25 protein-coding genes and 1 pseudogene are annotated in these 22,878 nt (G+C 53.5%); 17 read left to right on the forward strand and 9 right to left on the reverse strand.

All coding sequences use genetic code 11. The annotated features are described in order from the left end of the window. Positions 1 to 88 precede the first annotated feature (88 nt). Entirely contained in the window at positions 89 to 982 is an 894-nt protein-coding gene (locus IMQ33_RS11600) for a LysR family transcriptional regulator (protein ID WP_196062414.1), read from the forward strand. Here the strand turns inward: IMQ33_RS11600 and pspF are convergent. Beyond that, positions 979 to 1,986 carry a phage shock protein operon transcriptional activator gene (pspF, locus tag IMQ33_RS11605; RefSeq protein WP_161711929.1) on the reverse strand — a complete coding sequence of 336 codons (1,008 nt, stop codon included), beginning with the start codon at positions 1,984 to 1,986 and terminating at the stop codon, positions 979 to 981. The two genes, IMQ33_RS11600 and pspF, sit on opposite strands and share 4 nt — an antisense overlap. A 184-nt stretch (positions 1,987 to 2,170) precedes the next feature. Between pspF and pspA the strand changes: the two genes are divergently transcribed. The 8 genes from pspA to IMQ33_RS11645 all read left to right on the forward strand — a co-directional run bounded on the left by pspA (position 2,171) and on the right by IMQ33_RS11645 (position 9,231). Further along, complete coding sequence (pspA, locus tag IMQ33_RS11610) at positions 2,171 to 2,836, forward strand: phage shock protein PspA (protein WP_021182065.1); 666 nt, start codon at positions 2,171 to 2,173, stop codon at positions 2,834 to 2,836. A gap of 57 nt (positions 2,837 to 2,893) precedes the next feature. Beyond that, entirely contained in the window at positions 2,894 to 3,121 is a 228-nt protein-coding gene (gene pspB / locus IMQ33_RS11615; RefSeq protein ID WP_065685727.1) for an envelope stress response membrane protein PspB, read from the forward strand. Further along, positions 3,121 to 3,558, forward strand: coding sequence for an envelope stress response membrane protein PspC (pspC, locus tag IMQ33_RS11620; RefSeq protein WP_074423379.1), 438 nt, complete (start codon positions 3,121 to 3,123; stop codon positions 3,556 to 3,558). Before pspB ends, pspC begins: the two co-directional genes overlap by 1 nt. Positions 3,559 to 3,646: 88 nt before the next feature. After that, complete coding sequence (gene pspD / locus IMQ33_RS11625; RefSeq protein ID WP_196062413.1) at positions 3,647 to 3,913, forward strand: phage shock protein PspD; 267 nt, start codon at positions 3,647 to 3,649, stop codon at positions 3,911 to 3,913. Then, a complete protein-coding gene (locus tag IMQ33_RS11630) occupies positions 3,894 to 5,291 on the forward strand; it encodes a YcjX family protein (protein WP_021806545.1) in 1,398 nt (465 codons plus the stop codon). Before pspD ends, IMQ33_RS11630 begins: the two co-directional genes overlap by 20 nt. Continuing rightward, entirely contained in the window at positions 5,288 to 6,346 is a 1,059-nt protein-coding gene (locus IMQ33_RS11635) for a YcjF family protein (RefSeq protein ID WP_196062412.1), read from the forward strand. The genes IMQ33_RS11630 and IMQ33_RS11635 overlap by 4 nt, the downstream gene beginning before the upstream one ends. 282 nt (positions 6,347 to 6,628) lie before the next feature. Further along, positions 6,629 to 7,816: a M20 aminoacylase family protein gene (locus tag IMQ33_RS11640; RefSeq protein WP_196062411.1), complete on the forward strand. Its 1,188-nt coding sequence runs from the start codon at positions 6,629 to 6,631 to the stop codon at positions 7,814 to 7,816. Between the two features lie 131 nt (positions 7,817 to 7,947). Next, on the forward strand, positions 7,948 to 9,231 hold the full coding sequence (locus IMQ33_RS11645) for an MFS transporter (RefSeq protein WP_196062410.1): 1,284 nt from the start codon (positions 7,948 to 7,950) through the stop codon (positions 9,229 to 9,231). Between the two features lie 123 nt (positions 9,232 to 9,354). Here IMQ33_RS11645 and IMQ33_RS11650 read toward each other — a convergent pair whose 3' ends face one another. Continuing rightward, the gene (locus tag IMQ33_RS11650; protein WP_196062409.1) at positions 9,355 to 9,720 is read right to left on the reverse strand and encodes a hypothetical protein; all 366 of its coding nucleotides are present in this window, start codon (positions 9,718 to 9,720) and stop codon (positions 9,355 to 9,357) included. Positions 9,721 to 10,075: 355 nt separating this feature from the next. On the opposite strand from IMQ33_RS11650, the gene tyrR reads away from it, so the two are divergent. Continuing rightward, complete coding sequence (gene tyrR / locus IMQ33_RS11655; protein WP_024531188.1) at positions 10,076 to 11,647, forward strand: transcriptional regulator TyrR; 1,572 nt, start codon at positions 10,076 to 10,078, stop codon at positions 11,645 to 11,647. A 65-nt stretch (positions 11,648 to 11,712) separates the two neighbouring features. Here the strand turns inward: tyrR and tpx are convergent, their stop codons facing one another. Further along, on the reverse strand, positions 11,713 to 12,216 hold the full coding sequence (gene tpx, locus IMQ33_RS11660; RefSeq protein WP_021806539.1) for a thiol peroxidase: 504 nt from the start codon (positions 12,214 to 12,216) through the stop codon (positions 11,713 to 11,715). A gap of 167 nt (positions 12,217 to 12,383) precedes the next feature. Here tpx and ycjG point away from each other — a divergent pair, with 167 nt between their 5' ends. Beyond that, complete coding sequence (gene ycjG, locus IMQ33_RS11665; protein ID WP_098931001.1) at positions 12,384 to 13,355, forward strand: L-Ala-D/L-Glu epimerase; 972 nt, start codon at positions 12,384 to 12,386, stop codon at positions 13,353 to 13,355. On the opposite strand, the gene mpaA is transcribed toward ycjG, so the two are convergent. Continuing rightward, complete coding sequence (gene mpaA, locus IMQ33_RS11670) at positions 13,352 to 14,059, reverse strand: murein tripeptide amidase MpaA (protein WP_065685735.1); 708 nt, start codon at positions 14,057 to 14,059, stop codon at positions 13,352 to 13,354. The genes ycjG and mpaA overlap by 4 nt on opposite strands. A 148-nt stretch (positions 14,060 to 14,207) precedes the next feature. Between mpaA and IMQ33_RS11675 the strand changes: the two genes are divergently transcribed. The 3 genes from IMQ33_RS11675 to zntB all read left to right on the forward strand — a co-directional run bounded on the left by IMQ33_RS11675 (position 14,208) and on the right by zntB (position 17,477). Further along, positions 14,208 to 14,558 carry a hypothetical protein gene (locus IMQ33_RS11675; RefSeq protein ID WP_024486022.1) on the forward strand — a complete coding sequence of 117 codons (351 nt, stop codon included), beginning with the start codon at positions 14,208 to 14,210 and terminating at the stop codon, positions 14,556 to 14,558. Positions 14,559 to 14,718: 160 nt separating this feature from the next. After that, positions 14,719 to 16,353 carry an ABC transporter substrate-binding protein gene (locus IMQ33_RS11680; protein ID WP_196062408.1) on the forward strand — a complete coding sequence of 545 codons (1,635 nt, stop codon included), beginning with the start codon at positions 14,719 to 14,721 and terminating at the stop codon, positions 16,351 to 16,353. Between the two features lie 140 nt (positions 16,354 to 16,493). Beyond that, a complete protein-coding gene (gene zntB / locus IMQ33_RS11685) occupies positions 16,494 to 17,477 on the forward strand; it encodes a zinc transporter ZntB (RefSeq protein ID WP_065685737.1) in 984 nt (327 codons plus the stop codon). A 328-nt stretch (positions 17,478 to 17,805) separates the two neighbouring features. On the opposite strand, the gene IMQ33_RS11690 is transcribed toward zntB, so the two are convergent. The 3 genes and pseudogenes from IMQ33_RS11690 to IMQ33_RS11700 all read right to left on the reverse strand — a co-directional run. Further along, positions 17,806 to 18,204 (reverse strand): VOC family protein, encoded by a 399-nt coding sequence (locus IMQ33_RS11690; RefSeq protein ID WP_024531194.1) that lies wholly within the window; start codon positions 18,202 to 18,204, stop codon positions 17,806 to 17,808. Positions 18,205 to 18,343: 139 nt separating this feature from the next. Beyond that, positions 18,344 to 19,285 carry a tRNA 2-thiocytidine(32) synthetase TtcA gene (gene ttcA, locus IMQ33_RS11695; RefSeq protein WP_196062407.1) on the reverse strand — a complete coding sequence of 314 codons (942 nt, stop codon included), beginning with the start codon at positions 19,283 to 19,285 and terminating at the stop codon, positions 18,344 to 18,346. Positions 19,286 to 19,333: 48 nt separating this feature from the next. After that, positions 19,334 to 19,693: pseudogene (locus IMQ33_RS11700) on the reverse strand (tyrosine-type recombinase/integrase); the annotation flags it as partial. Here IMQ33_RS11700 and IMQ33_RS11705 point away from each other — a divergent pair. Beyond that, positions 19,691 to 20,287: a phage tail tape measure protein gene (locus IMQ33_RS11705; RefSeq protein ID WP_370575361.1), complete on the forward strand. Its 597-nt coding sequence runs from the start codon at positions 19,691 to 19,693 to the stop codon at positions 20,285 to 20,287. The pseudogene IMQ33_RS11700 and the gene IMQ33_RS11705 overlap by 3 nt on opposite strands. A 187-nt stretch (positions 20,288 to 20,474) precedes the next feature. Then, positions 20,475 to 20,852, forward strand: a complete 378-nt coding sequence (locus IMQ33_RS11710) for a DUF2545 family protein (protein ID WP_161741375.1) — start codon at positions 20,475 to 20,477, stop codon at positions 20,850 to 20,852. Between the two features lie 147 nt (positions 20,853 to 20,999). Here the strand turns inward: IMQ33_RS11710 and IMQ33_RS26395 are convergent, their stop codons facing one another. Next, positions 21,000 to 21,302, reverse strand: coding sequence for a Rha family transcriptional regulator (locus IMQ33_RS26395; RefSeq protein WP_196062458.1), 303 nt, complete (start codon positions 21,300 to 21,302; stop codon positions 21,000 to 21,002). A 245-nt stretch (positions 21,303 to 21,547) separates the two neighbouring features. On the opposite strand from IMQ33_RS26395, the gene IMQ33_RS11720 reads away from it, so the two are divergent. Further along, positions 21,548 to 21,928, forward strand: a complete 381-nt coding sequence (locus IMQ33_RS11720) for a hypothetical protein (protein WP_115158883.1) — start codon at positions 21,548 to 21,550, stop codon at positions 21,926 to 21,928. A 440-nt stretch (positions 21,929 to 22,368) separates the two neighbouring features. Here IMQ33_RS11720 and IMQ33_RS11725 read toward each other — a convergent pair. Further along, on the reverse strand, positions 22,369 to 22,878 hold a 510-nt coding region (locus IMQ33_RS11725; RefSeq protein ID WP_196062406.1), incomplete at its 5' end, for an IS3 family transposase.

The following is a 22,878-nucleotide window of genomic DNA, read 5'->3' on the forward strand; positions in this document are numbered from 1 at the left end:
ATTGAGTTCCATTGCTGAAAAAGAGAGCAACAGAGTAGGTTAGCGTCAGGTATAGTTAAAATTGATTTAGATGATTACAGGTATTTGTATGAGTAATTTCGGTAGGCTGGATCTCAATCTCCTGGTGACGTTGGATGTGCTACTGATGGAATTGAACGTTACACGCGCTGCGGAGCGGTTGTCGCTGTCGCAGCCTTCGGTAAGCGCTCATCTGGCCAAGCTGAGAGCGTTTTTCGACGATCCGCTGTTGTTACCGGGCCCAAGAGGAATGCGGCCAACGGCCAGGGCGGAGGCTTTACGTGAACCTTTGCGGCAGGCATTGGAAGTGCTTGAGCACACTGTTTCACCTATCAGCCCTTTTGAGGCGGCTAGCGCGAATATCACCTGGCGGGTTGCCGCATCTGATTATGGCGAGTCCACGGTACTGTTGCCTACATTGGCACGGCTTCGTCAGGCCGCCCCCAACAGCAGGTTGGCGGTGTTGGAACTGGTACCGACCAGGATTGCCCGGCAGGCGGAGATGGGGGAGATCGATCTGGCCTTTCACACTCAGGACTGCGCACCATCAGGGATGCGTCAACGCGTGTTATTCAAGGAGAGGTATGTGTTGGTGGGCCGTATCGGTCATCCTGCGTTGACGGCTCGCCCGACGCTGGCGCAATTTAGCCAACTGGAGCACGTGGTGGTTTCGCCAAACGGCGGGGGATTTAGTGGCATCACCGATCACACGCTGGAGCAGGTTGGGCTTTCGCGGCGGGTGGTGCTTTCCGTCCCGCATTTTCTGTTTGTGAAATCGGTGATCGCCAAGACGGATCTGGTTGCTATGCTGCCCGAACGCCTGGTACGCGGCAGCCCTGAAGTACAGATTGCCGAGCCGCCAGTGGCGATCCCAGGCTATGAACTGGCTATGCTGTGGGATGAGCGTTTGCATCGCGATCCCGCCCATCAATGGTTACGCGAATTGATCGCCCAGTCGGTTTAACTTCCCTCTGGTTCACTACCTTGCAGCAGTGCATGCTTTTTCAACATGCCGCGTAGCTGATGATAAGTCAGCCCCAGCAAATCGGCAGCTTTGCGCTGATTGAAACGGCCCTGTTTCAAGGCCATCTCCAGCAGGGTTTTCTCCTGCTGATGCTGCCAGCTTTTAAAATCCAGCGGCAATGCAGGTAAATCACTGGTCGGCGCGGTTGCCTCATCATCAAGCGGCTCTGAACGCTTGGCAAAGGGGTTAATGATGATCTCATCCAACTCATCCTGGCCTGAACCATGGCGGTAAACGGAACGCTCCACCACGTTTTTCAGCTCACGTACGTTACCCGGCCAGGAGTAGCCAAGCAGCGCCGCCCGAGCATGTTCACTAAAGCCGGGGAACAACGGCAGTGACAGCTCGCGGCACATCTGAATGGCGAAATGCTCGGCCAATAGCATGATGTCTTGCTGGCGCTGGCGTAGCGGTGGCAGTTGCACCACGTCGAACGCCAGGCGGTCCAGCAGATCGGCACGGAATTTACCGGCGGCGGCCAGCGCGGGCAGATCGTCATTGGTGGCGCACACCAGCCGGACATCCACCCGCAGCGGTTGGCTGCCTCCAACACGTTCCAGATGGCCGTATTCAATCACCCGCAGCAGCTTTTCTTGCACCAGCATTGGTGCAGTTGCCAATTCATCCAGAAACAGGGTGCCGCCATCGGCACGTTCAAAGCGGCCAAGGTGGCGTTTTTGTGCGCCGGTAAACGCGCCAGCCTCATGGCCAAACAGCTCCGAGTCCAGCAGGTTTTCATTCAGCGCCGCACAGTTGAGGGAGATAAACGGCCCTTGCCAACGATTGGAAAGATAGTGCAACCGGTGGGCGATCAGCTCCTTACCCGTGCCGCGCTCACCGATCACCAGCACCGGTTTGTTGAGCTTGGCCAACTGTGAAACTTGCTCCAGCACTTCCACAAAGGCGTTGGCCTCGCCCAACAGGTTCTCTAACGGTTCGCTCATGATGAAATTCGCCAATGTTTGGTGAAAACACTCACTCTACAGCAAGCGTGGCGAGTGTCAAAAATAAATAGTCTTTGTATTTCAATGAAATAAAAGTTGGCACGCTTCTTGATTAACTCTTTGGGCAAGTTGTATAACTTAACTCGGCGCTTCAGACGCCTTCAGAACCAAGAGGAAGTAAATTATGGGTATCTTTTCTCGTTTTGCCGACATCGTGAACGCCAACATCAATACTCTGCTCGATAAAGCAGAAGACCCGCAAAAGCTGGTGCGTTTGATGATCCAGGAAATGGAAGACACGCTGGTTGAAGTGCGCTCCACTTCAGCGCGTGCCCTGGCAGAGAAAAAGCAGCTGCTGCGCCGCATTGAACAGGGTGAAAACCAGATCAATGACTGGCAGGACAAAGCCGAACTGGCGCTGCGTAAAGATAAAGAAGATCTGGCCCGTGCGGCGTTGATCGAAAAACAGAAAGTGGCCGATCTGCTTGCTACGCTGAGCCAGGAAGTGGCTACCGTAGAAGAGACGCTGGCCCGCATGAAGAGTGAAATTGGCGAGCTGGAAAACAAGCTGACCGAAACCCGTGCACGCCAGCAGGCATTAACGCTGCGCCATCAGGCGGCTTCTTCTTCACGGGATGTGCGTCGCCAGCTGGACAGCGGTAAACTGGATGAGGCGATGGCGCGTTTTGAACAGTTTGAGCGCCGTATCGACCATATGGAAGCCGAAGCGGAAAGCGTCAGCATTGGCAAAAAGAAAAGCCTGCATCAGGAGTTTGCCGAACTGCAGGCAGACGATGCCATCAGTGAGCAACTGGCGGCAATGAAAGCCAAGATGAACCGCCCGGAATAATGCTTAAGCGGCCACCCAGCGTGGCCGCCACACTACGGCCAATAAGAAGGAATTGAGATGAGTGCTCTATTACTTGCCATCCCGTTGACAATCTTTGTGTTGTTTGTCGCACCGATTTGGCTTTGGTTGCATTACAGCAACCGGCAACAGAGCGGCGTTCAACTGAGTCATCAGGAGATGCAACGTCTGACGCAGCTGGGGGAGCAGGCCACACGCATGCGCGATCGTATTCAGGCGTTGGAAGACATTCTTGATGCGGAACACCCGAATTGGAGGCAGTCGTAATGCGTAGAGACCAGGACAGAGGAAAGTATGGCGATCGTCGCGATCGTTCTTACTACAACGACGACAGCGGTTCATACAAGGGCAACACCTTAGGCAGTAAAAAACTGTACCGTGTGCCTGAAGAAGGCATGCTGAAGGGCGTTTGCGCTGGTCTTGCCCACTATTTTGACGTGCCCGTGCGTTTGATCCGGGTGATTGCCGTGTTGTCGCTGTTCTTCGGGCTGTTTTTCATTACGGTGGTCGCCTATATCGCCTTGGTCTTCGTGCTTGAGGAGGCTCCAGCCAGCCGTTATCAGGATGAACATCAGGCCACACCGCGCCAGTTGCTCGATAAACTGGAATATGAATTGAGCAGTGGAGAGCAGCAGTTGCGCAAGGTCGAACGCTACGTCACGTCTGACACCTTTGGCGTGCAGAGCCGCTTTCGCCACCTGTAACCTCTCTTAACGATGCACGGGCCTGCGTACGCCGCAGGTCAGGCATTGCACCGACTTTTACCCCAACATATGCCAGAGGGCAGCGACCATGAGCAAAACCTATGCGATTAATGCCCCAAAAACCGCTTCACCAAAATGGGGAGTAGGTGCATTGTTGAAGACCTTGTCGAAAATCATCATCATAGCGCTAATGAGTTATGGCCCGGCGGGGGCAACCGCGTGGTTGCTGAAAACCGTCAGCCGCAAACCGCTGCGTTACGTGTTGGCCCTGTTGCTGGAACCGCTGTTTCGCAAAGGGCTGAACAAGGCGTTCGGGCGCTATACCAAGGAGAACAATGAAACGACTGCAAAATGAGTTAACTTCGCTGGTCAATCGCGGAATGGATCGCCATCTGCGTCTGGCAGTAACCGGCTTGAGCCGCAGCGGTAAGACGGCGTTTATCACCGGATTGGTCAATCAATTACTCCATGTTCACAGCGGCGCGCGTATGCCGCTGTTTTCCCCTGTGCGGGAAGAAAGGCTGTTGGGTGTGAAACGCATTCCTCAACGCGACCTCGGTATCCAACGTTTCACCTACGATGAAGGCCTGGCGCAGCTGTATGGCAATCCGCCAAGTTGGCCAACGCCAACCCGTGGCGTCAGCGAAATCCGCCTGGCGCTGCGCTACCGTTCCAATGATTCACTGCTGCGCCATTTTAAAGAAACCTCCACGCTGTATCTGGAAATCGTCGACTATCCGGGCGAATGGCTGCTGGATTTGCCGATGCTGGAACAGGACTACCTGGCCTGGTCACGTCAGATGGCTGGGTTGTTGCAGGGCGACCGCGCGCGCTGGGCTGAGCCTTGGCTGGCATTGTGCAAAGATCTCGATCCGTTGGCCCCGGCGGATGAAAACAAGCTGGCGGCGATCGCCCAGGCTTATACCGACTACCTGCTGCGCTGTAAGGCCGAAGGGCTGCACTTTATTCAGCCAGGGCGCTTTGTGCTGCCTGGCGATATGGCCGGTGCGCCTGCGTTGCAGTTCTTCCCGTGGCCAAACGTCGATGCGGCAGGGGAATCGCGCCTGGCACAGGCGGACAAACATACCAATGCGGGCATGTTGCGCGCCCGTTTTAACTATTACTGCCAGTCGATCGTCAAGGCGTTTTATAAAGAGCACTTTGTGCGTTTCGATCGCCAAATTGTGTTGGTGGATTGCCTGCAACCGCTCAACAGCGGGCCGCAGGCGTTTAATGATATGCGTTTGGCGCTGACCCAGTTGATGCAAAGCTTCCACTACGGCAAGCGCACGCTGTTCCGCCGCCTGTTTTCGCCGACCATCGACAAGCTGATGTTCGCGGCAACCAAGGCGGACCATATCACCGCCGACCAGCACGCCAATCTGGTTTCGCTGTTACAGCAACTGGTGCAGGAGGCCTGGCAGAACGCCGCGTTTGAAGGCATCAGTATGGACTGTGTCGGCCTGGCTTCGGTACAGGCGACCGAAAGCGGCATTGTCGATCATCATGGGCAGCCTATTCCGGCATTGAAAGGCCACCGCCTGGACGATGGCGCACCACTGACGGTCTTCCCTGGCGAAGTACCTGCGCGCCTGCCTGGCCCGGCGTTCTGGCAGCAACAAGGTTTCCATTTTGACCAGTTCCGCCCACGCATGATGAGCGTTGACAGTCCGTTACCGCATATCCGTCTGGACGCGGTGATGGAGTTTTTATTGGGAGATAAATTGCGATGAGCGAGCCGTTAAAACCGCGTATCGATTTTGCCGAACCGTTGCAGCCACCACAGGAACCGGTGTTGCGCGCAGGCTTGGAGTTTGACGAACAGCAGGCCGAGAAATTCTATCCGGCAGCGCTAGAGATGGAGCAGGAAGAAGAGGAAGGGCGCGCGGAAGGCATTGTTAACGCCGCGTTGAAACCCAAGCGCAGCCTGTGGCGCAAAATGGTTAACGCCGGGTTGATGCTGTTTGGCGTCAGCGTGGTGGCTCAAGGTGTCCAGTGGGTGCATACCTCCTGGGTGCAGCAGGATTGGATCGCGCTGGGTGGCGGGATCGCCGGTGGGCTGATCGTCTTCGCCGGTATCGGTTCGGTGGTGGGGGAATGGCGTAGGCTATACCGCCTACGCCAACGTGCAGAGGAGCGTGACGAAGCTCGGGAACTGCTGCATAGCCACGGCTTGGGGAGAGGGCGCGAGTTTTGTGAAAAGCTGGCGCGTCAGGCCGGGTTGGATCAAGGGCACCCGGCATTGCAACGCTGGCAGGCTTCATTACATGAAACCCAGAACGACCGCGAAGTGGTTGCGCTGTATGCCAAGCTGGTGCAACCGGTGCTGGATAACCAGGCGCGGCGCGAAATTAGCCGCTCGGCGGCAGAGTCGACGCTGATGATTGCCGTCAGCCCGCTGGCCTTGGTGGACATGGCCTTTATCGCCTGGCGCAATATCCGCCTGATTAACCGCATTGCGGCCCTGTATGGCATCGAACTGGGCTATTTCAGCCGCATCCGTCTGTTCCGCCTGGTGTTGCTGAATATCGCCTTTGCTGGCGCATCTGAACTGGTGCGGGAAGTGGGCATGGACTGGATGTCGCAGGATATTGCGGCGCGGTTGTCTGCGCGTGCCGCGCAGGGGATAGGGGCCGGTTTGTTGACGGCGCGGTTGGGCATCAAGGCCATGGAACTTTGCCGCCCGTTACCCTGGCTAGAAGGCGATAAGCCAAAACTGGGTGATTTCCGTGGTCAATTGATAAACCAGTTGAAAGACGCCATGAAAAAAGGTCAAAGCAAAGTCTGACTCCGCCAGGCTGCGTCTATCAGACGCAGCCTTATGGCCGCCCCGCCAAAAGCGCCCTCCTTTCGTACGTCTCTGCAATACCCATTAATTGTTAATGATAGGTTAATCAAGTGTTTTTTTTGCGGTCTTGGTCACGAAAAATCCCACGGAAAGCGGCAAAGAAGACGGTATATTTGACCAACAATTAATCTGAATATCTGACTGCGCCAGCGGAGAATCGTGCAGTATTCACTCGCTGCTTCAGCACCAAGACATCAATCCCAAGGACAGGAGGTAATAAACATGCCGCACCGTGAGCCGAACTTAGAGGCCTTCCAACCCTATGCCGATGAAAGCCAAACCCTCCGTCGACATATTCATCAGTACCCTGAACTGGGATTCGAAGAACGACAAACCGCCGACCTGGTAGCGAGAAAGCTTGAGGAGTGGGGGTATCAGGTGACACGTGGGCTCGGTATCACCGGCCTGGTTGGGACGTTAAAAAGAGGCAACAGCCCCCGCACGTTAGGTATTCGGGCAGATATGGATGCCTTGCCGATCCTGGAAAATACGCAACTCCCATACAGCAGCCAGCACGAAGGCATCATGCATGCCTGTGGGCATGACGGTCACACCGCGATGCTGCTTGGCGCGGCACATTATCTGGCCGATCACGCCTGTTTCGATGGCACCTTGCACCTCATTTTTCAACCCGCAGAAGAGGGATTGGCCGGTGCCCAGAAGATGATCGACGACGGCCTGTTTAAACGCTTCCCCTGTGACGCCGTTTTTGCCATGCACAACATGCCAGGCTTCCCGCAGGGGCAGTTTGTCTTTGGTGAGGGGCCGTTTATGGCTTCCAGTGATACGGTCACCATCACCATCCACGGCAAAGGGGGACATGGCGCGATGCCGAAGGGCACCGTTGATGCCGTGGTCGTCGGGGCAAGTATTGTGATGGCATTGCAGACGATCGTCGCGCGAAATCTGGGGGCGCAAGAACCGGGCGTTATCACCGTGGGCTCATTCCAGTCAGGCATGGCCAGTAATGTCATCGCCGACTCAGCGGTATTAAAGTTAAGCGTGCGCGCGTTGGATCCGCAGGTCAGGGAATGGTTGGAAGAGCGAATCAAGACGTTAGTGGCGGCCCAGGCGGCGTCATATGGTGCCAGGATCGATATTGACTATGATCACACCTATCCCGTGTTGGTCAACCAACCGGAGATGACCCGCTTTGCCAAACAGGTGGCGCAAAATTTAATGGGTGAGAGTCATCCGCAGCAGGTGATTGATATTCCGGAACCGCTGATGGGCAGCGAAGATTTTGCCTTTATGCTGAACCAGTGCCCGGGCAGTTATTTATTATTAGGTAACGGCCAGGGTGAAAATAGCTGCATGGTACACAACCCCGGCTATGATTTTAATGATGCAATTATACTCAGAGGGATCGCATATTGGTCTGCATTGACGCAGGAATTCCTGAAGGAATAAACCTCGGTCTTTAATAAGTTGGTGATGCTCCTGAATTTGTTGGGGTCGAAAATGTTCGATCCCTGCATGACATCGATTATCTGGACGGGTGCCGCATGCGGCGCCCCGACAAATTAAATTAAGGACCGGCCATGGATAGCGTCAAGGAAAGAAAATCCCCGGCAAGGGCCATTGTGGCTACCACGTTAGGCAATGGCTTAGAGTTTTTTGATCTGGTGCTTTACGCATTTTTTGCGACCTATATAGCAAAAGCTTATTTCCCCGCGACAGACCCTTTGGTGAGCATGACGATGACCTTCCTGATCTTTGGGATGGGTTATCTTGCCAGGCCGCTGGGGGCGCTGGTCATCGGCCATTATGCCGATAAAAAAGGGCGCAAGCCTGCCATGACGTTGACGTTCCTGCTGATGGGGCTCAGTACCCTGACGATTGGTATCACCCCGTCATATGAAAGCATCGGGACTGCGGCCCCGATCATTATTACCCTGGCCAGGCTGATGCAAGGCTTCTCCGCAGGCGGTGAGTTAGGCGCATCCACTACACTGCTGGTGGAGTATGCCAAACCCCATAATCGCGGGTTTTACGGGGGATGGCAGGTAGCGAGCCAAGGTGCGGGTAACGTATTTGCCGCCATGACGTTGGTGATCCTGGTAAATTGCATGCCAGAGGCGAGTGTGGAAGCCTGGGGTTGGCGCATCCCGTTCCTGTTTGGCATCGTGATTGTTCCGGTGGGGCTGTATATTCGCTTTAAGCTGGAAGAAACCGCCACTCACACCTTACCAACGGCTACCGAAAGCGTCAGCAAAATACCCCTGCTGGAAGTGATAACTACCTACTATAAAGAAACCTTGGCGGGAATTTTGCTGACGATGGGGGGAACCATCCCACATATGATCATCATGTTTTATATTCCCAACTATGCCATCAGCATATTAAAACTGGATACCAGCTATAGCATGTTAATCGGTGCCATCGCCGGTTTGATTACGTTGATTGGTGGGCCGCTTGCGGGGATGTGGTCAGATAAAGTTGGCAGGGTACGGTTGATTGCCTGGGCGAGAATAGCGATTGTTGTGCTGATTTATCCGGCGTTTTATTTACTCAGCACCTACCCCAGTGTTGAAATGCTGTTTGCGGTGATGATTGTACTGAGCATTATCAATATTATCGGTGCTTCGCCTTCCATCACCATTTTGCCAGAAATATTCCCAAGGCGGGTAAGAACCACCGGGTTGTCGCTGGTTTATAGCGTTGCCGTGGGGATCTTTGGCGGCTTCTCATTATCGGTGGCTTCCTATCTGATCAAGTTAACCGGTAATACCACGGCTCCGGCGTTTTACGTGATTGCCGGCTGTGTTTTATCGCTGTTCGCCTTCCTGTATATCAAGGAAACCAGCCAGGCTCCGCTCAATTAATTACCTTCCGGTGCAACCCTCTCATTTAGTGAGAGGGGCTGCTCTTTTGGGTAATCCAGGTCACTTCGTCGCCCACGATCTTGCGGCTGAACACGTCTTCTATCAGAGACGGTTAAAGCGCCATTACCACTTATAGCCCATGTTCACGCTGTAGTCAGGATCCTGATTGGTGGAGTAAGGATCGGATTGGCGAAGGCGATCGGTTTTTTTCACTGGGCGATTTAGCGTCGAATACGATTTGTCGCGCGGGCGGCTGCAGCTGGGATGATCGCATTCTAGATTGGCACTGAAGCCGGTTTTATCTTCTGATTCTGACCAGACCACTGGCGCCTTGGCGGTTTTTTCCGCGGGCCCAGGCGCGGCTTTGGGGGCGGGGGCGGCTTTGATGCTGGGTTCCGGCGCCTTGTAGGATAGGTCCAGCGCCAGGGTTGGGGCGCTCAACAACAGCGTGGCGCAGCAGAATGCCACCAGTGTATGCTTTCTAGGCATGGTCAATCTCTCTTTAATAGTTACGCCACGCAACTATAAAATAGTCAGACGAGAATTACTATCATTTGTAACCGGTGAGGGCCATTTTCTCAGTTTGTAACCGCAGATTGACGAAAGAACATCCCCCTGTGACCGCATGATAATCCGCTGCCAAAATAATGCTGAATGTGATAACTCTCTAGAAATAAGCTAAAATTACGCCGATGGTGTTATTGGGTGGCGTTTAAAACCGCTAATAGCAGTGATAAACTGGAGCTCTGTCAACTTTTGCTGACAGATCGCTTCTACCTTCCGGGGGGAGAGGTTATCATCATCACCAGACATCCCCGCACCTGCAGAGATAAGGCCAATACTGATGCGTTTGGAAGTATTTTGCGAAGACCGTCTCGGTCTCACTCGAGAATTACTCGATCTTTTGGTATCGCGCGGTATCGACCTGCGCGGCATCGAAATTGATCCTATCGGCCGTATTTACCTCAATTTTTCCCAGTTGGATTTTGATACCTTCCGCGCGCTGATGGCGGAGATCCGGCGCATCAGCGGTGTGACCGATGTGCGCACCGTTAACTTTATGCCTTCCGAACGTGAACACCGTGCGTTACGTGCGTTGCTGGAGTCGATGCCGGAACCGGTATTTTCCATCGATATGAAAGGCAAGGTGGAACTGACAAACCCGGCGGCTCAGACGCTATTCAACTTCAGCGAAGACAAGATCCGCAATCAAACGGCGAGCCAACTGATTGGTGGCTATAACTTTGGCCGCTGGCTGGAGAGTGAAGACACTAAGCCGCATTCCGAACGGGTGGTGATCCGCAGCCAGGATTTCCTGATGGATATCACACCGATCTATCTGGAAGATGAGCAACAGCAGAATGCTCCTGTGGGCGCCGTGGTCATGCTCAAATCCACCGCCCGCATGGGCCGCCAGCTGCAGAACCTGTCGGTGAATGACGATACCGAGTTTGACCATATTGTCGCCGTCAGCCCGAAAATGCGCCACGTGCTGGAGCAGGCGCGCAAGTTGGCCATGCTGGATGCCCCATTGCTGATTGTGGGCGATACCGGCACGGGGAAAGATATTTTAGCGCGGGCCTGCCATCTGCGCAGCCCACGTGGCAAACAGCCGTTCCTGGCGCTGAACTGTGCCGCCTTGCCGGACGATGTGGTGGAGAGCGAACTGTTTGGCCATGCGCCGGGTGCTTATCCGAATGCGTTGGAAGGTAAGAAGGGCTTCTTTGAGCAGGCCAATGGTGGCTCGGTGTTGCTGGATGAGATTGGCGAGATGTCGCCGCGCATGCAAACCAAACTGCTGCGTTTCCTCAACGACGGTACGTTCCGCCGGGTAGGGGAAGAGCATGAGGTGCATGTGGACGTCCGGGTGATCTGCGCCACGCAGAAAAACCTGACCGAACTGGTGCAGCGCGGTGAATTCCGTGAAGATCTCTATTACCGTTTGAACGTGCTGACCATCACCATCCCGCCGCTGCGCGAACGCCCGCAGGATATCATGCCGCTCACCGAGCTGTTTGTGGCGCGCTTTGCCGATGAACAAGGGGTCGCCAGGCCGAAACTGGCCAACGATCTCAGTAGCTTCCTCTGCAAATACGGCTGGCCGGGCAACGTGCGCCAGCTGAAGAACGCCATCTATCGTGCCCTGACCCAAACGGACGGCTACGAGCTGCGCCCGCAAGATATCATTCTGCCGGATTTTGAGGTGGAGATAGCGCTAGGGGATGAAGTGATGGAAGGCTCGCTGGATGATATCAGCAAGCGTTTTGAACGCTCGGTGCTGACTCGTCTGTATCGCACTTATCCCAGCACCCGCAAACTGGCCAAGCGCTTGGGCGTCTCGCATACGGCAATTGCCAATAAGCTACGGGAATACGGGCTGAGCAATCGCAAGCTTACCGACGACAGCGAAGAATAGCGCTACTTTATTTCAGGCATAAAAAAGCCCGGCTTAAAAAACCGGGCTTTTTGGTATCTACAGGCTTATTTCAGCGCGGCAAGCGCGGCATCATAATCTGGCTCGGTGGTAATTTCGTTTACCAGCTCGCTATACAGCACGTTGTCTTGGCCATCCAGCACCACCACAGCGCGCGCGGTCAGACCGGCCAATGGGCCTTCGGCAATCTCTACACCATACGCCTGCTTGAAATCACCGCCGCGCAGGGTAGACAGGGTAACCACGTTGTTCAGGCCTTCTGCACCGCAGAAGCGTGACTGGGCGAACGGCAGGTCGGAAGAGATACACAGGACCATGGTGTTATCCAGGCCACTCGCCAACTGATTGAATTTACGCACCGATGCGGCACAGACGCCGGTATCAATGCTTGGGAAGATGTTCAGGACTTTGCGTTTACCCACGAAGCTGCTCAGGGCAACGTCTGACAGGTCTTTGGCAACCAGGGTAAAGCTTTTTGCCTGCTCGCCCTGCTGTGGCAGTTTGCCTGCTACAGTGACAGGGTTGCCTTGAAAATGTACGGTCTGAGTCATTGCTCGGTTCCTTTCAACGATGTTTATACAAAGATGTGAAGCCGATTAACACCGGGTTCACAATCTCGAAGCAGTTTAAGGCAACAATCGCACCTTGGATAGATAAAGTTTATAAACTGCAGGTATAGTGGACTGACTTTATGCGCTTTTTTCGCTCGGGAGCCGTTATGAGAAGCATGCGTTTTTACTCTGAAGCCTGGCCATTGCATACCGCCTTTGTGATCGCACGCGGTAGCCGGACCGAAGCCAAAGTGGTGGTGGTAGAGATTGAACAGCAGGGTATGCGCGGTGTCGGTGAGTGCACCCCTTATCCGCGCTATGGCGAGAGCGAAACCTCAGTGATGGAGCAGTTGGCCGACGTGTCTGCGGCCATCGCACAAGGGGTGACCCGCCAGGAGTTGCAACGCTTGATGCCCGCAGGGGCGGCTCGTAACGCGGTCGATTCGGCATTGTGGGATTTGGAATGCCGCCTTGCTGGCAAAAATCTGTGGCAATTGAGCGGCGTTACCGCACCGGAACGGGTAGTGATGGCGCAAACGCTCAGCATCGGCTCGCCGGAAGCAATGGCGTTTGCCGCTAAAGAGCTGGAACAACAGGGCGCGACGCTGCTGAAAATCAAGCTCGACGATCACCTGATTAGCGAAAGGCTGGTGGCGATCCGCACGGCGGTGCCGCAGATGACGTTGATCGTTGATGCTAATGAATCCTGGCAAGCAGAAGGCTTGGCATCGCGTTGCCAACTGCTGGCGGATTTAGGCGTGGCGATGCTGGAGCAACCCTTACCGGCCAGCGACGACAGCGCCCTGGAAAACTTCATCCATCCATTACCGATTTGCGCCGACGAGAGTTGCCACACCAGCGGCGATCTGTCTCGGTTGGCGGGGCGCTATCAGATGGTCAATATCAAGCTGGATAAAGCCGGTGGGCTGACCGAAGGGTTACAGCTTGCCGCACAGGCGCGGGCGCAGGGCTTCGAGATCATGCTCGGCTGTATGCTTTGTACCTCAAGAGCCATTACTGCAGCGCTGCCGTTGGTACCCGGCGCACGTTTTGTGGATCTCGATGGCCCAACCTGGCTGGCAAAAGACGTCGTGCCAGGTTTGGCCTTTGAGTGCGGTGCTATTGAGCTTTCACGCTAGTCAGCGTAGGTCAGCAACTCGACCATGGCGGCCAGGTAGTTTTCACTGGCGGCGTCGGCTGAGATCGGCGGGAACTCGGCGGTGATGCAGGGTAAGGACAAGTCTGCACACCAACTGCCGAAGGATCCTGGAGTTTCATAGCCGACGCTGGTCACCAGCGGCAGGGCAAACTTATGTGCCAGCCAAACGCCCAAAGCGGAGCTTTCCGGATCTTCTATACAGGCCAATGGCTCATGGAAGGACACCACCCAGTGTGGCTTCAGGCGATGGATCAAATGGCACAATCCCTGAGTTTCTGGTTCGGAGCCGGGCCTGCCACCGGTGGAGAGCCGCACATCACGAGCTTCTGCCGCACTGTTCCAACGGTAGACCGTATCGCCAGAGCGCCAGTTGGCCGCCGGGAAATTGCGGTTCAGATCGACACCGTTGGCATTGGAGCGCAACCCAAGCTGGCAACCATCCGGATTGACCGCCAGGATCACATGATGGCGCAGTTGGGCGGGGGCGATACTGCGTAATGCGCAGGATAACGTCACCACCGCGGCAGTTTCATCCCCATGGGTACCGGCAATCACCAGGCCGGTATCCGGGCCGCTTTTGGCCGCCGGGAAATACAGCAGCGGTGCGCCTAACATCGATTTACCGTAAGTTTCACCTGCAACTGCCAGCTGGCCACGTTCACTGCGCGGTCTGTGTTGGGTCATGGGGTTTCCCTTTAAGCCAAAGTCAGAAATAATTGCGATGTTATTGAGTGTATTACGCTTTCGCTCATCTTTCCCAGTCTGTTAAGCGAATAAAGTGATGTCTATTGTTATACTATCGGCAGAGTGCTAACGACAAAGAGGATTTATCATGCCAGTTGCCAGAATAGTCGCGCGTTATAGCGAAAACGAAAAAGACACCATCACCCTACTGTGCGGCGTGGATGCAGAAAACCAGATCCGTCAGGGTGAGTGGTTTGGCGTAGTGAAAAATGACGATGGGCGTGGGGACGAGTCCAACTATCCGTTTACCTTGCATGTGGATCATCAGAAAGGGGAGTTTTTCCTCGACTATGGTTTTGACGACGCCGAATCACGTCAGTTGCAAAAGACCGACATCCAGCTCAACCCGCTGGTAGAGAAAGGCTATTTCACCATCTTCGATGAAGAAGAAGGGGAAGAGTTCAGCTATAAGATCGCCAGTATTCATCTTTACGACTGATCCTGCCTAAGCAAACAGCCCGCAGTGCCGATAATGGCTGCGGGTTTTTTTTTGGATCAAACATCCACTTTTTACATTCTTGTTACGCCAGGCTATAGGTGGCGGGCATCTTTGTGCTATATGATAAAAAATTCATGGGGTTAACTGGGGCATATCTAACATGACGAGAAGAAAAATTCTGGCGAGTTTTCGTTTAACGCTTTGCGCGGTCACCATCAGCGCGGGTATTAGTGGTGCTATGGCCGCTCAGGTTCCCCCAAGTACCGCTCTGGCGGAGAAACAGGAGATCGTGCGGCACATCAAAGATGAGCCGGCGTCGCTAGATCCAATTAAGGCCGTGGGCCTGCCAGAAGCGCAGGTGGCACGCGATCTGTTTGAAGGGCTGGTGAATCAAGACGCGCATGGCAAAGTGATCCCCGGTGTCGCCACGCGCTGGCAGACCTCGGATAACCAGACCTATATTTTCACGCTGCGCAAAGATGCCCACTGGTCTAACGGTGACCCTGTCACGGCGAAAGACTTCGTTTATAGCTGGCAACGGCTGGTCGATCCGAAAAGCCTGTCGCCGTTTGCCTGGTTTGCTCAGCTAGCCGGGATCCAGAATGCCGAAGAGATTATCGCCGGTAAGCTGCCCATCGATAAGCTTGGCGTGGTGGCGGTGGATGACCACACGTTAAAAGTGCAACTGAACAAACCGGTGCCCTATTTTGTCAGCCTGACGGCAAACTTCAGCCTGTTCCCGGTACCTAAAGCCGTGGTTGAGCAATACGGTAACGATTGGACCAAAGTGGGCAATCTGGTAGGCAACGGCGCATTCAAACTGCAAGAGCGAGTGGTTAACGAGAAACTGGTACTGGTGCCGAACAACCATTATTGGGATCATAAGCACACGGTGTTGACCAAGGTGACTTTCGTGCCGATCAACCAGGAATCTAACGCCACCAAGCGTTATCAGGCTGGTGATATCGATATTACCGAATCCTTCCCGAAAAACATGTACCAAAAGCTGTTGAAGGATATCCCGGACCAGGTTTACACACCGGACCAACTCGGCACTTATTACTACGCGTTCAATACCCAGCGTGCGCCAACCAATGATGTTCGGGTGCGTAAAGCCTTGTCTTACGCTATCGATCGCAAGATCATTGCCGAAAAAGTGCTGGGCACCGGCGAGAAACCGGCCTACCATTTCACGCCAGATGTCACTGCGGGCTTTAAGCCGGAAACCAGCCTGCTGCAGCAACAGTCCCAGGAAGAGTTGAACGAGCAAGCCAAGGCGCTGATGCAGGCGGCGGGTTATGGTCCGAACCATCCCCTGAAATTGACCCTGCTGTATAACACCTCAGAGAGTCACCAAAAGATTGCCATTGCGGTGGCGTCAATGTGGAAGCAAACCTTGGGCGTTGACGTTAAACTGCAAAATCAGGAGTGGAAAACCTATATCGACAGCCGTAACACCGGCAACTTCGACGTGGTTCGCGCCTCCTGGGTGGGGGATTACAACGAGGCTTCGACCTTCCTGTCACTGCTGACCTCTTCACACAGCGGGAATATCGCCAAATTTAACAGCCCGCAATACGACCGTCTGTTGGCCGACGCCAGTCGCGAGACAAATCCAACGGCGTTAACCGCCGATTATAACAAGGCCGAGCAGATGATTGCGGCCGAGGCCCCGATAGCCCCGATCTATCAATATACCAACGGGCGTCTGATCAAGCCTTGGGTGAAGGGTTACCCAATCACTAACCCTGAAGATGTCGCCTACAGCCAGGAAATGTACATTCTGAAACATTGATGTTCAGTGTTCTGTTGCCTGCCAAGCCCTCGCCAACACGGGGGCTTTTTACTTTCAGATCCCGTTACGGCGTTGCCACTTTGATCCCTAAGGCATTAACGCTAGACTCTGTATCAACGGCATAATAATGAGGGTTTTGAATGGATGTCATTGAGGGGCGCGAACTGCAGGTGCCCGACGCGGTCTATGCCTATCAACTCGACGGCAAGGGTGGCACCACGCCAATTGAGGATGACGATAAGATCACCAGCGAGGAGCCATGCTGGCTGCATCTGGACTATGCCCATCCGGCTAGTGCCGAGTGGCTTGCCAACACGCCGCTGCTGCCAGATCTGGTAAGACAAGCGCTGGCGGGGGAAAGCACCCGGCCACGCGTCACCCGATTGGGCGACGGGACGCTGATCACACTGCGCGGCATCAATTTCAACACGGACTCACGGCCCGACCAACTGGTGACGTTCCGCGTGTATATCACCGATAAGATGATAATTTCCACCCGCCATCGCAAGGTCTACTCGATCGATGAAGTGGTTAATGAATTGCGCAATGGCCAGGGGCCGATTAATAGCGGTAACTGGCTGGTAGAAATCACTGATGCGCTCACCGACCACACCAGTGAATTCATCGAAGATCTGCACGACAAGATCATCGATCTGGAAGATGCGCTGTTGGAGCAGCAAACCCCGGAACGTGGGCAGTTGGCACTGATCCGTAAACAGTTGATTGTATTACGCCGCTACATGGCTCCTCAGCGCGATGTGTTTTCGCGTTTGGCCAGCGAACGACTGCCGTGGATGAATGACGATGAACGCCGCCGCATGCAGGACATTGCCGATCGTCTGGGGCGCGGATTAGATGATCTGGATGGCAGCATTGCCCGCACGGCGATCCTGTCCGATGAGATCACTACTGTAATGGCCGATGCCATGAACCGCCGTACTTACACCATGTCGCTGATGGCGATGGTATTCCTGCCAACCACTTTCCTGACCGGACTGTTCGGGGTCAACCTGGGGGGGATCCCAGGCAGCGGTAGCCCATTGGCGTTTGCCTCTTTCTGCTTCATGTTAGTGGCATTGGTCGGGGGCGTTGCCTGGTGGCTGAGACGTAGCCGCTGGCTATAACGACAAATAGTGGCGAAAACGCGAGTAAAGTTGAGCAGTATCAACATTTGCTCACGTGAACTACGGCATTCTTGCTCTTGCAGGTGAATGCAACGTCAAGCGATGGGCGTTGCGCTCCATAATTGTTTTACTTTCTTATTTTTAGAATTATTGCATAGCACATTTAATTCAATACGATGCCGGTTTAATCACCGGCATTTTTTTATGCTTTTTTCCCTTCGGCGATTCCCAAACAACCGGCTCACTCCGTAGGGGCGCTGCATGCTGCGCCCAGTTAGCGACATGCCGTCCAAGATCGCCCAATTAACAACACGCCGCCTCGATTAGGCTAAGCCGCGCTTTCGTCCCAGAAGCTGGCCTCTATCTTGTGGCCATCCAGATCGCGGACGAAACAGCCGTAATAGGCGGCACCGTAATGTGGCCGTGAGCCCGGAGCACCGTCTTCTTGTGCCCCAGCGGCTACCGCCTGCTGATAAAACGCATCAACCTGCTGCTTGCTGGTGGCGAAGAAGCCGATATGCACGCCGTTCGCGGTGCCTGCGGGTTTGCCGTCTATCGGTAGTTGCAACCAAAATTCAGGATAGTCTCGGCCATAGCCGATAGCGCCAGGGTGTTCCAGCACGCGTCGGCAGCCTAGCGCACCGAGAACCCGGTCATAAAACTGTGCGGCGGCATCGAAATTGTTGGTTCCCAGCGAGACGTGGGAAAGGCAGGGGGTGATATTCATCGTTGGTCTCCTTTGACTGTATAAATAAACAGTATAAGGTAAAAACCGCACTGTCAGGCACTTTATGCGTGAATTGTGAACAGGATCTAACATTAAGCGGGGAAAAACCTCCGCCTGCGGGCACAGGCGGAGAGAAGGACTATTTGATTTCCAGCACGTTCAGGCGTTCAAACGCGGGCGAGCCGTTGTCATCCGAGTCTTCCGGCTGCCAACCCACTGGTTGCAGTGGAATATCTTCACGGTCAAACGCCAAATCGCCACCATCGACCACTTCACTGCCGTGGTGAATACCTTTGAAGTCAAACAGTTCGGTATCGCACAGATGCGAGGGCACCACGTTCTGCATGGCGCTGAACATGGTTTCGATGCGGCCTGGGTAGCGTTTGTCCCAGTCGCGCAGCATATCGCCAATCACCTGGCGTTGCAGGTTTGGCTGTGAGCCACACAGATTGCACGGGATTATCGGGAATTCTTTCGCTACCGAGAAACGCTCGATGTCTTTCTCGCGGCAATAGGCCAGCGGGCGGATCACCACGTGTTTACCATCGTCGCTCATCAACTTGGGTGGCATACCTTTCAGCTTGCCGCCGTAGAACATGTTGAGGAACAGCGTTTGCAGGATATCGTCACGGTGGTGGCCAAGGGCAATCTTGGTAGCACCCAGCTCGGTGGCGGTACGGTAAAGGATACCGCGGCGCAGGCGTGAACACAGGGAGCAGGTGGTTTTTCCTTCCGGGATCTTATCCTTCACGATGCTGTAGGTGTTCTCTTCAACGATTTTATATTCCACCCCCAGGCTTTCCAGATAGGCTGGCAGGATGTGCTCGGGGAAGCCGGGCTGTTTCTGATCGAGATTCACCGCGACCAGTGAGAAGCTCACCGGAGCGCTTTTTTGCAGATTGCGCAGGATCTCCAGCATGGTATAGCTGTCTTTCCCGCCGGACAGGCAAACCATGATGCGATCGCCTTCCTCAATCATGTTGTAGGCGGCGATAGCTTCACCCACGTTGCGGCGCAGGCGTTTTTGCAATTTGTTGAGGTTGTACTGCTCTTTAAGGTTAATTGATTGATTTTCTTGCATTTTAATTTCCGTGAAACATCAAAAGGGGCAAAATTGAGGCAAAATATTCTAGATAGCCAGCCTGTCATTAAGCATGTTCACCTGCTCCCCGTTCATCTCTCCGATCCACTTTCCGTATATCTCGTAGACCATCTGTGCATTGTCGTGTCCCATCTGATCCGCGATGAAGGACGGGTTGGCACCGGCCGATAAAAGCCAGCACGCGAAAGTATGTCGCGTATGGTACGGATTACGACGCCGAATACCAGCGCGTTTTACAGCGGCGTTCCAGCGCGCACCGATAGATGACAGCGAATAGTATGCTTTTTGCTGTTCTTTGGCCGGGCGTGGCATAAAAACGAAATGTAGCCGCTGACTTTCAGTTTTTCCATATTCACGGTGGTGAAAGGTAATCTCTGTCTTGTGGTGCAAGCGGGGGCGCAGAAAGGGTGGAATGATTACCTGGATTCGGCGACAAACGTCTATGCGTCAATTTCGAGCGTTGCCGGTGCGGCGCTTTCTGGCGTCTCGGATATGCTGACCAGCTTGGTAACTACCGGCAAGGCATCATTCAAGGATTTCACGACATCAATTCTGAAAATGATCATCGATATCATCAACAAGTTATTGGTGGCCTATGCGGTGCAGGCAATGATGGGATGGGTTGGTCAAACTGGTGGCACTGTTGCCAACGGGCAAACGGTCGCGATGCAGCCAAAAAACATATCAACCGGAAAATATGATGCGGGCGGCTATACCGGTGATGGTGGCAAATATGAACCCGCTGGCATAGTGCATCGTGGTGAATTTGTGATGACAAAGGAAGCCACGGATCGCATTGGTGTTGGCAACCTGTATGCCATGATGCGTGGATATGCGACCGGGGGATTCGTCGGAAACGCCGTTGCTGATTCCGCGCCCATGCACGGATTACGTGGTTCGGAAGGAACTCAGTTAACGATCAACGCCCCCGATAACAGTGAATCAGCAAGGACAGCAACAGGACCGTTCAGGAAACGGTGATGCTGTAGCCAAGGCTTATCAGCAGGTGATCGACACATCAGTTAGGGAGGGGATTGCGAGAGAGCTTCGGCCTGGCGGCCAGATTTGGTATGCGCAGAATCATAGGTAAGTATTAGTAATGGACCGCCTGCACATCCTCTGCAAGTGGTGATAGGATGTTACCACTTGTTTCTGATGGAGTGTGAGAATGGAACCTATGTATGGATTTATGTTGTTTGCCGCGGTAACGATCGTGGTAAGCATAGTTGCGGGTAAACGTAGTGGTACTGGCATTGGTTTTTTGTACTTAATTGTTATCTGTGCGGCAGCATTTGGGCTTGTGGTACTGACATCAAATATCACCGACCGTAATGGCATGATGCCAGGATTTGCTGCCTTTTTGGCACCTATTATTGGTTTGGTGGTTGCACTATCAACAGCCACATCTGAAAGACGCGCAGTTCTTCATGGTGAGTCTGGTGAATACAAAAAATGCCCATTCTGCGCTGAGTCTGTAAGAAAAGAGGCAGTTAAGTGCAAGCACTGCGCAAGCGATCTGAGTGGCAATAGTGGTGCAGCACAGTGAATAACAGCATGGTGTGAAACTTTCAGGTTGAGCGCATCCTTTTCAGGCGCATCCGTGCTCCTTACTTATAGATCCTCGTGTTGTATAGCCCTGCAACCCTAGAGGCTTGAACGCCTAGTCGCATAATGCCATCAAGCGTCATATCTTTCAGATCGTCACCATGCACAACGAGATATCCAGCGCGTTCGCAATTTCTTTGAAGGACTCAAAGCTCATGAAGTGCTCACCTGGTCGAGCTTGCTGGATCAGTGCGGTTTTCCTGCCTCGGATTTGAACGAATAATTCAGTGTCAAACGAAAATAGGGTTGTGTGCTGCTTTTGCAGGTCAGCTTGCATTTTGTTAAAGGCGCTAATGTAGGCGATTTTCCATTGTAGCGCTTTCTTACCTGTGAAGCCCATGACGATGAGTACAAATGCGTCGCGAGTAAGTTCGTAGTATGGTTGGGGTATTTCGTTCTGTAACTTGTTGTTTTCGCTTTAAACCCTAAGATTCGGGGTTTGGTAGGCTGGTGTGCAATCGGTAATAACAACGCGTATTTTTTCCAAAACGTGATCGTGTCGTTTATGGAAATATCTGGCAAGCGGAGACTAGTTAAGTCGAAACGCGAACCGGCTCGAGTTTGGTTTTGCATTACGTTTCACTCACTCTCTGGTAGCATGTAACTGTTTGTTACTTATTGACGGGAAGGGATTAAATGAAAAAGATTTTTGCTGCCGGATTGGTGGCTTTTCTGCTTGCTGGGTGCGCAACATCAGGTAATACACTACTGCAAAATGAAACGGAAACCAGTGTTCAAAACAAGATTAAAGATGGTGTAACTACCAAAGCCCAAATAAAGGGGATGTTCGGTTCTCCAGACACCGTCAGCTTTACTGATGGCGGGAAGGAAATTTGGAAGTATGTACATGTAAAAGTGAAGATGAGCGGTTCTACGTTCATACCGATCTACGGCTTGTTCCATAATGGTGCTAGCGGCACGAAGAAAGAGTTGACCCTGCTTTTCGTTGGCGATGTAGTTGAAAAATACACCATGTCTGAGTCAGCGGTTGAAACAAAATCAGGTTGGGCAGACTAAATCACAGTCATGTCACGCTGTCAGATATAGAAGCCCACTCAGGTGGGCTTTTTGTTGGGTGTGACTAGGTGTGCTGGTTTGTGTTGCGCGGAATCCCGCTCACCACGTTGTGCTAGCGATCGATAGGCAAAACCGTTTTGTTCAAAACAAAAGCAAATGATACTGTTTTTGTGTACAGTATTTTTTGCTGTTCAAATTTACAGTAAAGACAAATTGCATTTCTACTCTAAAATCAAACTCATAATGACGGCGATTTAGGGACGATTAGATGCAAGCGGCAATCGAAGTTCTAAGGCAGGCTAGCTTTAAATCTATACTTGGGCGGCCAGATGAGGGGCAGATGGCGTTAACATACCTATGCCTTGTTGATTGGCCTGATGGAATAGAGCGGCTGACCCGCTCCCCGTATGTGATCCATTCATAATCAGGAATAACCGGCCTCATTCTGGCTGCATATTCTGGCAACCGGCAGATTTCTCGGCAAATTCAGAAGGTGTCATCCAGCCCAGGGCAGAATGGGGACGGCTCTGGTTATAGTGTATGCGCCAGCCCTCGATTTTGCACCGTGCATCCTCCACAGACATGAACCAGTTCTCGTTCAAACATTCCTGCCGCAATCTGCCATTAAAGGACTCCACCGTAGCGTTGTCGGTCGGTGTTCCCGGGCGTGAGAAGTCGATCCTGATCCCTCTTTCATACACCCACTTGTCCAGCATTTTCCCTGCAAATTCAGAACCATTATCGGTTTTCAGCAACTGCGGTAAAGGACGCCAGAGCGCTATGCTGTTCAGCATCTCTGCCAGTTCTGTCGAACGCAGATTCTGTCCCACACAGATCCCCAGGCATTCGCGGGTGTAAAGGTCGATAACCGTCAACAGGCGCAGTCGTCGCCCGTCAAACAACGCATCAGAAACAAAATCCATGCCCCAGACGTGGTTTGGATATAAGCC

The sequence above is a fragment of the Serratia sp. Res13-Sevr-LER1-36-b genome (assembly GCF_015673035.1).
Classification (GTDB): domain Bacteria; phylum Pseudomonadota; class Gammaproteobacteria; order Enterobacterales; family Enterobacteriaceae; genus Chania; species Chania fonticola_C.

Coding starts and splice junctions, on each gene's coding strand:
- IMQ33_RS11600 (WP_196062414.1), top strand. CDS start 89: ATGAGTAATTTCGGTAGGCTGGATCTCAATCTCCTGGTGACGTTGGAT.
- pspF (WP_161711929.1), bottom strand. CDS start 1,986: ATGAGCGAACCGTTAGAGAACCTGTTGGGCGAGGCCAACGCCTTTGTG.
- pspA (WP_021182065.1), top strand. CDS start 2,171: ATGGGTATCTTTTCTCGTTTTGCCGACATCGTGAACGCCAACATCAAT.
- pspB (WP_065685727.1), top strand. CDS start 2,894: ATGAGTGCTCTATTACTTGCCATCCCGTTGACAATCTTTGTGTTGTTT.
- pspC (WP_074423379.1), top strand. CDS start 3,121: ATGCGTAGAGACCAGGACAGAGGAAAGTATGGCGATCGTCGCGATCGT.
- pspD (WP_196062413.1), top strand. CDS start 3,647: ATGAGCAAAACCTATGCGATTAATGCCCCAAAAACCGCTTCACCAAAA.
- IMQ33_RS11630 (WP_021806545.1), top strand. CDS start 3,894: ATGAAACGACTGCAAAATGAGTTAACTTCGCTGGTCAATCGCGGAATG.
- IMQ33_RS11635 (WP_196062412.1), top strand. CDS start 5,288: ATGAGCGAGCCGTTAAAACCGCGTATCGATTTTGCCGAACCGTTGCAG.
- IMQ33_RS11640 (WP_196062411.1), top strand. CDS start 6,629: ATGCCGCACCGTGAGCCGAACTTAGAGGCCTTCCAACCCTATGCCGAT.
- IMQ33_RS11645 (WP_196062410.1), top strand. CDS start 7,948: ATGGATAGCGTCAAGGAAAGAAAATCCCCGGCAAGGGCCATTGTGGCT.
- IMQ33_RS11650 (WP_196062409.1), bottom strand. CDS start 9,720: ATGCCTAGAAAGCATACACTGGTGGCATTCTGCTGCGCCACGCTGTTG.
- tyrR (WP_024531188.1), top strand. CDS start 10,076: ATGCGTTTGGAAGTATTTTGCGAAGACCGTCTCGGTCTCACTCGAGAA.
- tpx (WP_021806539.1), bottom strand. CDS start 12,216: ATGACTCAGACCGTACATTTTCAAGGCAACCCTGTCACTGTAGCAGGC.
- ycjG (WP_098931001.1), top strand. CDS start 12,384: ATGAGAAGCATGCGTTTTTACTCTGAAGCCTGGCCATTGCATACCGCC.
- mpaA (WP_065685735.1), bottom strand. CDS start 14,059: ATGACCCAACACAGACCGCGCAGTGAACGTGGCCAGCTGGCAGTTGCA.
- IMQ33_RS11675 (WP_024486022.1), top strand. CDS start 14,208: ATGCCAGTTGCCAGAATAGTCGCGCGTTATAGCGAAAACGAAAAAGAC.
- IMQ33_RS11680 (WP_196062408.1), top strand. CDS start 14,719: ATGACGAGAAGAAAAATTCTGGCGAGTTTTCGTTTAACGCTTTGCGCG.
- zntB (WP_065685737.1), top strand. CDS start 16,494: ATGGATGTCATTGAGGGGCGCGAACTGCAGGTGCCCGACGCGGTCTAT.
- IMQ33_RS11690 (WP_024531194.1), bottom strand. CDS start 18,204: ATGAATATCACCCCCTGCCTTTCCCACGTCTCGCTGGGAACCAACAAT.
- ttcA (WP_196062407.1), bottom strand. CDS start 19,285: ATGCAAGAAAATCAATCAATTAACCTTAAAGAGCAGTACAACCTCAAC.
- IMQ33_RS11710 (WP_161741375.1), top strand. CDS start 20,475: ATGGAACCTATGTATGGATTTATGTTGTTTGCCGCGGTAACGATCGTG.
- IMQ33_RS11720 (WP_115158883.1), top strand. CDS start 21,548: ATGAAAAAGATTTTTGCTGCCGGATTGGTGGCTTTTCTGCTTGCTGGG.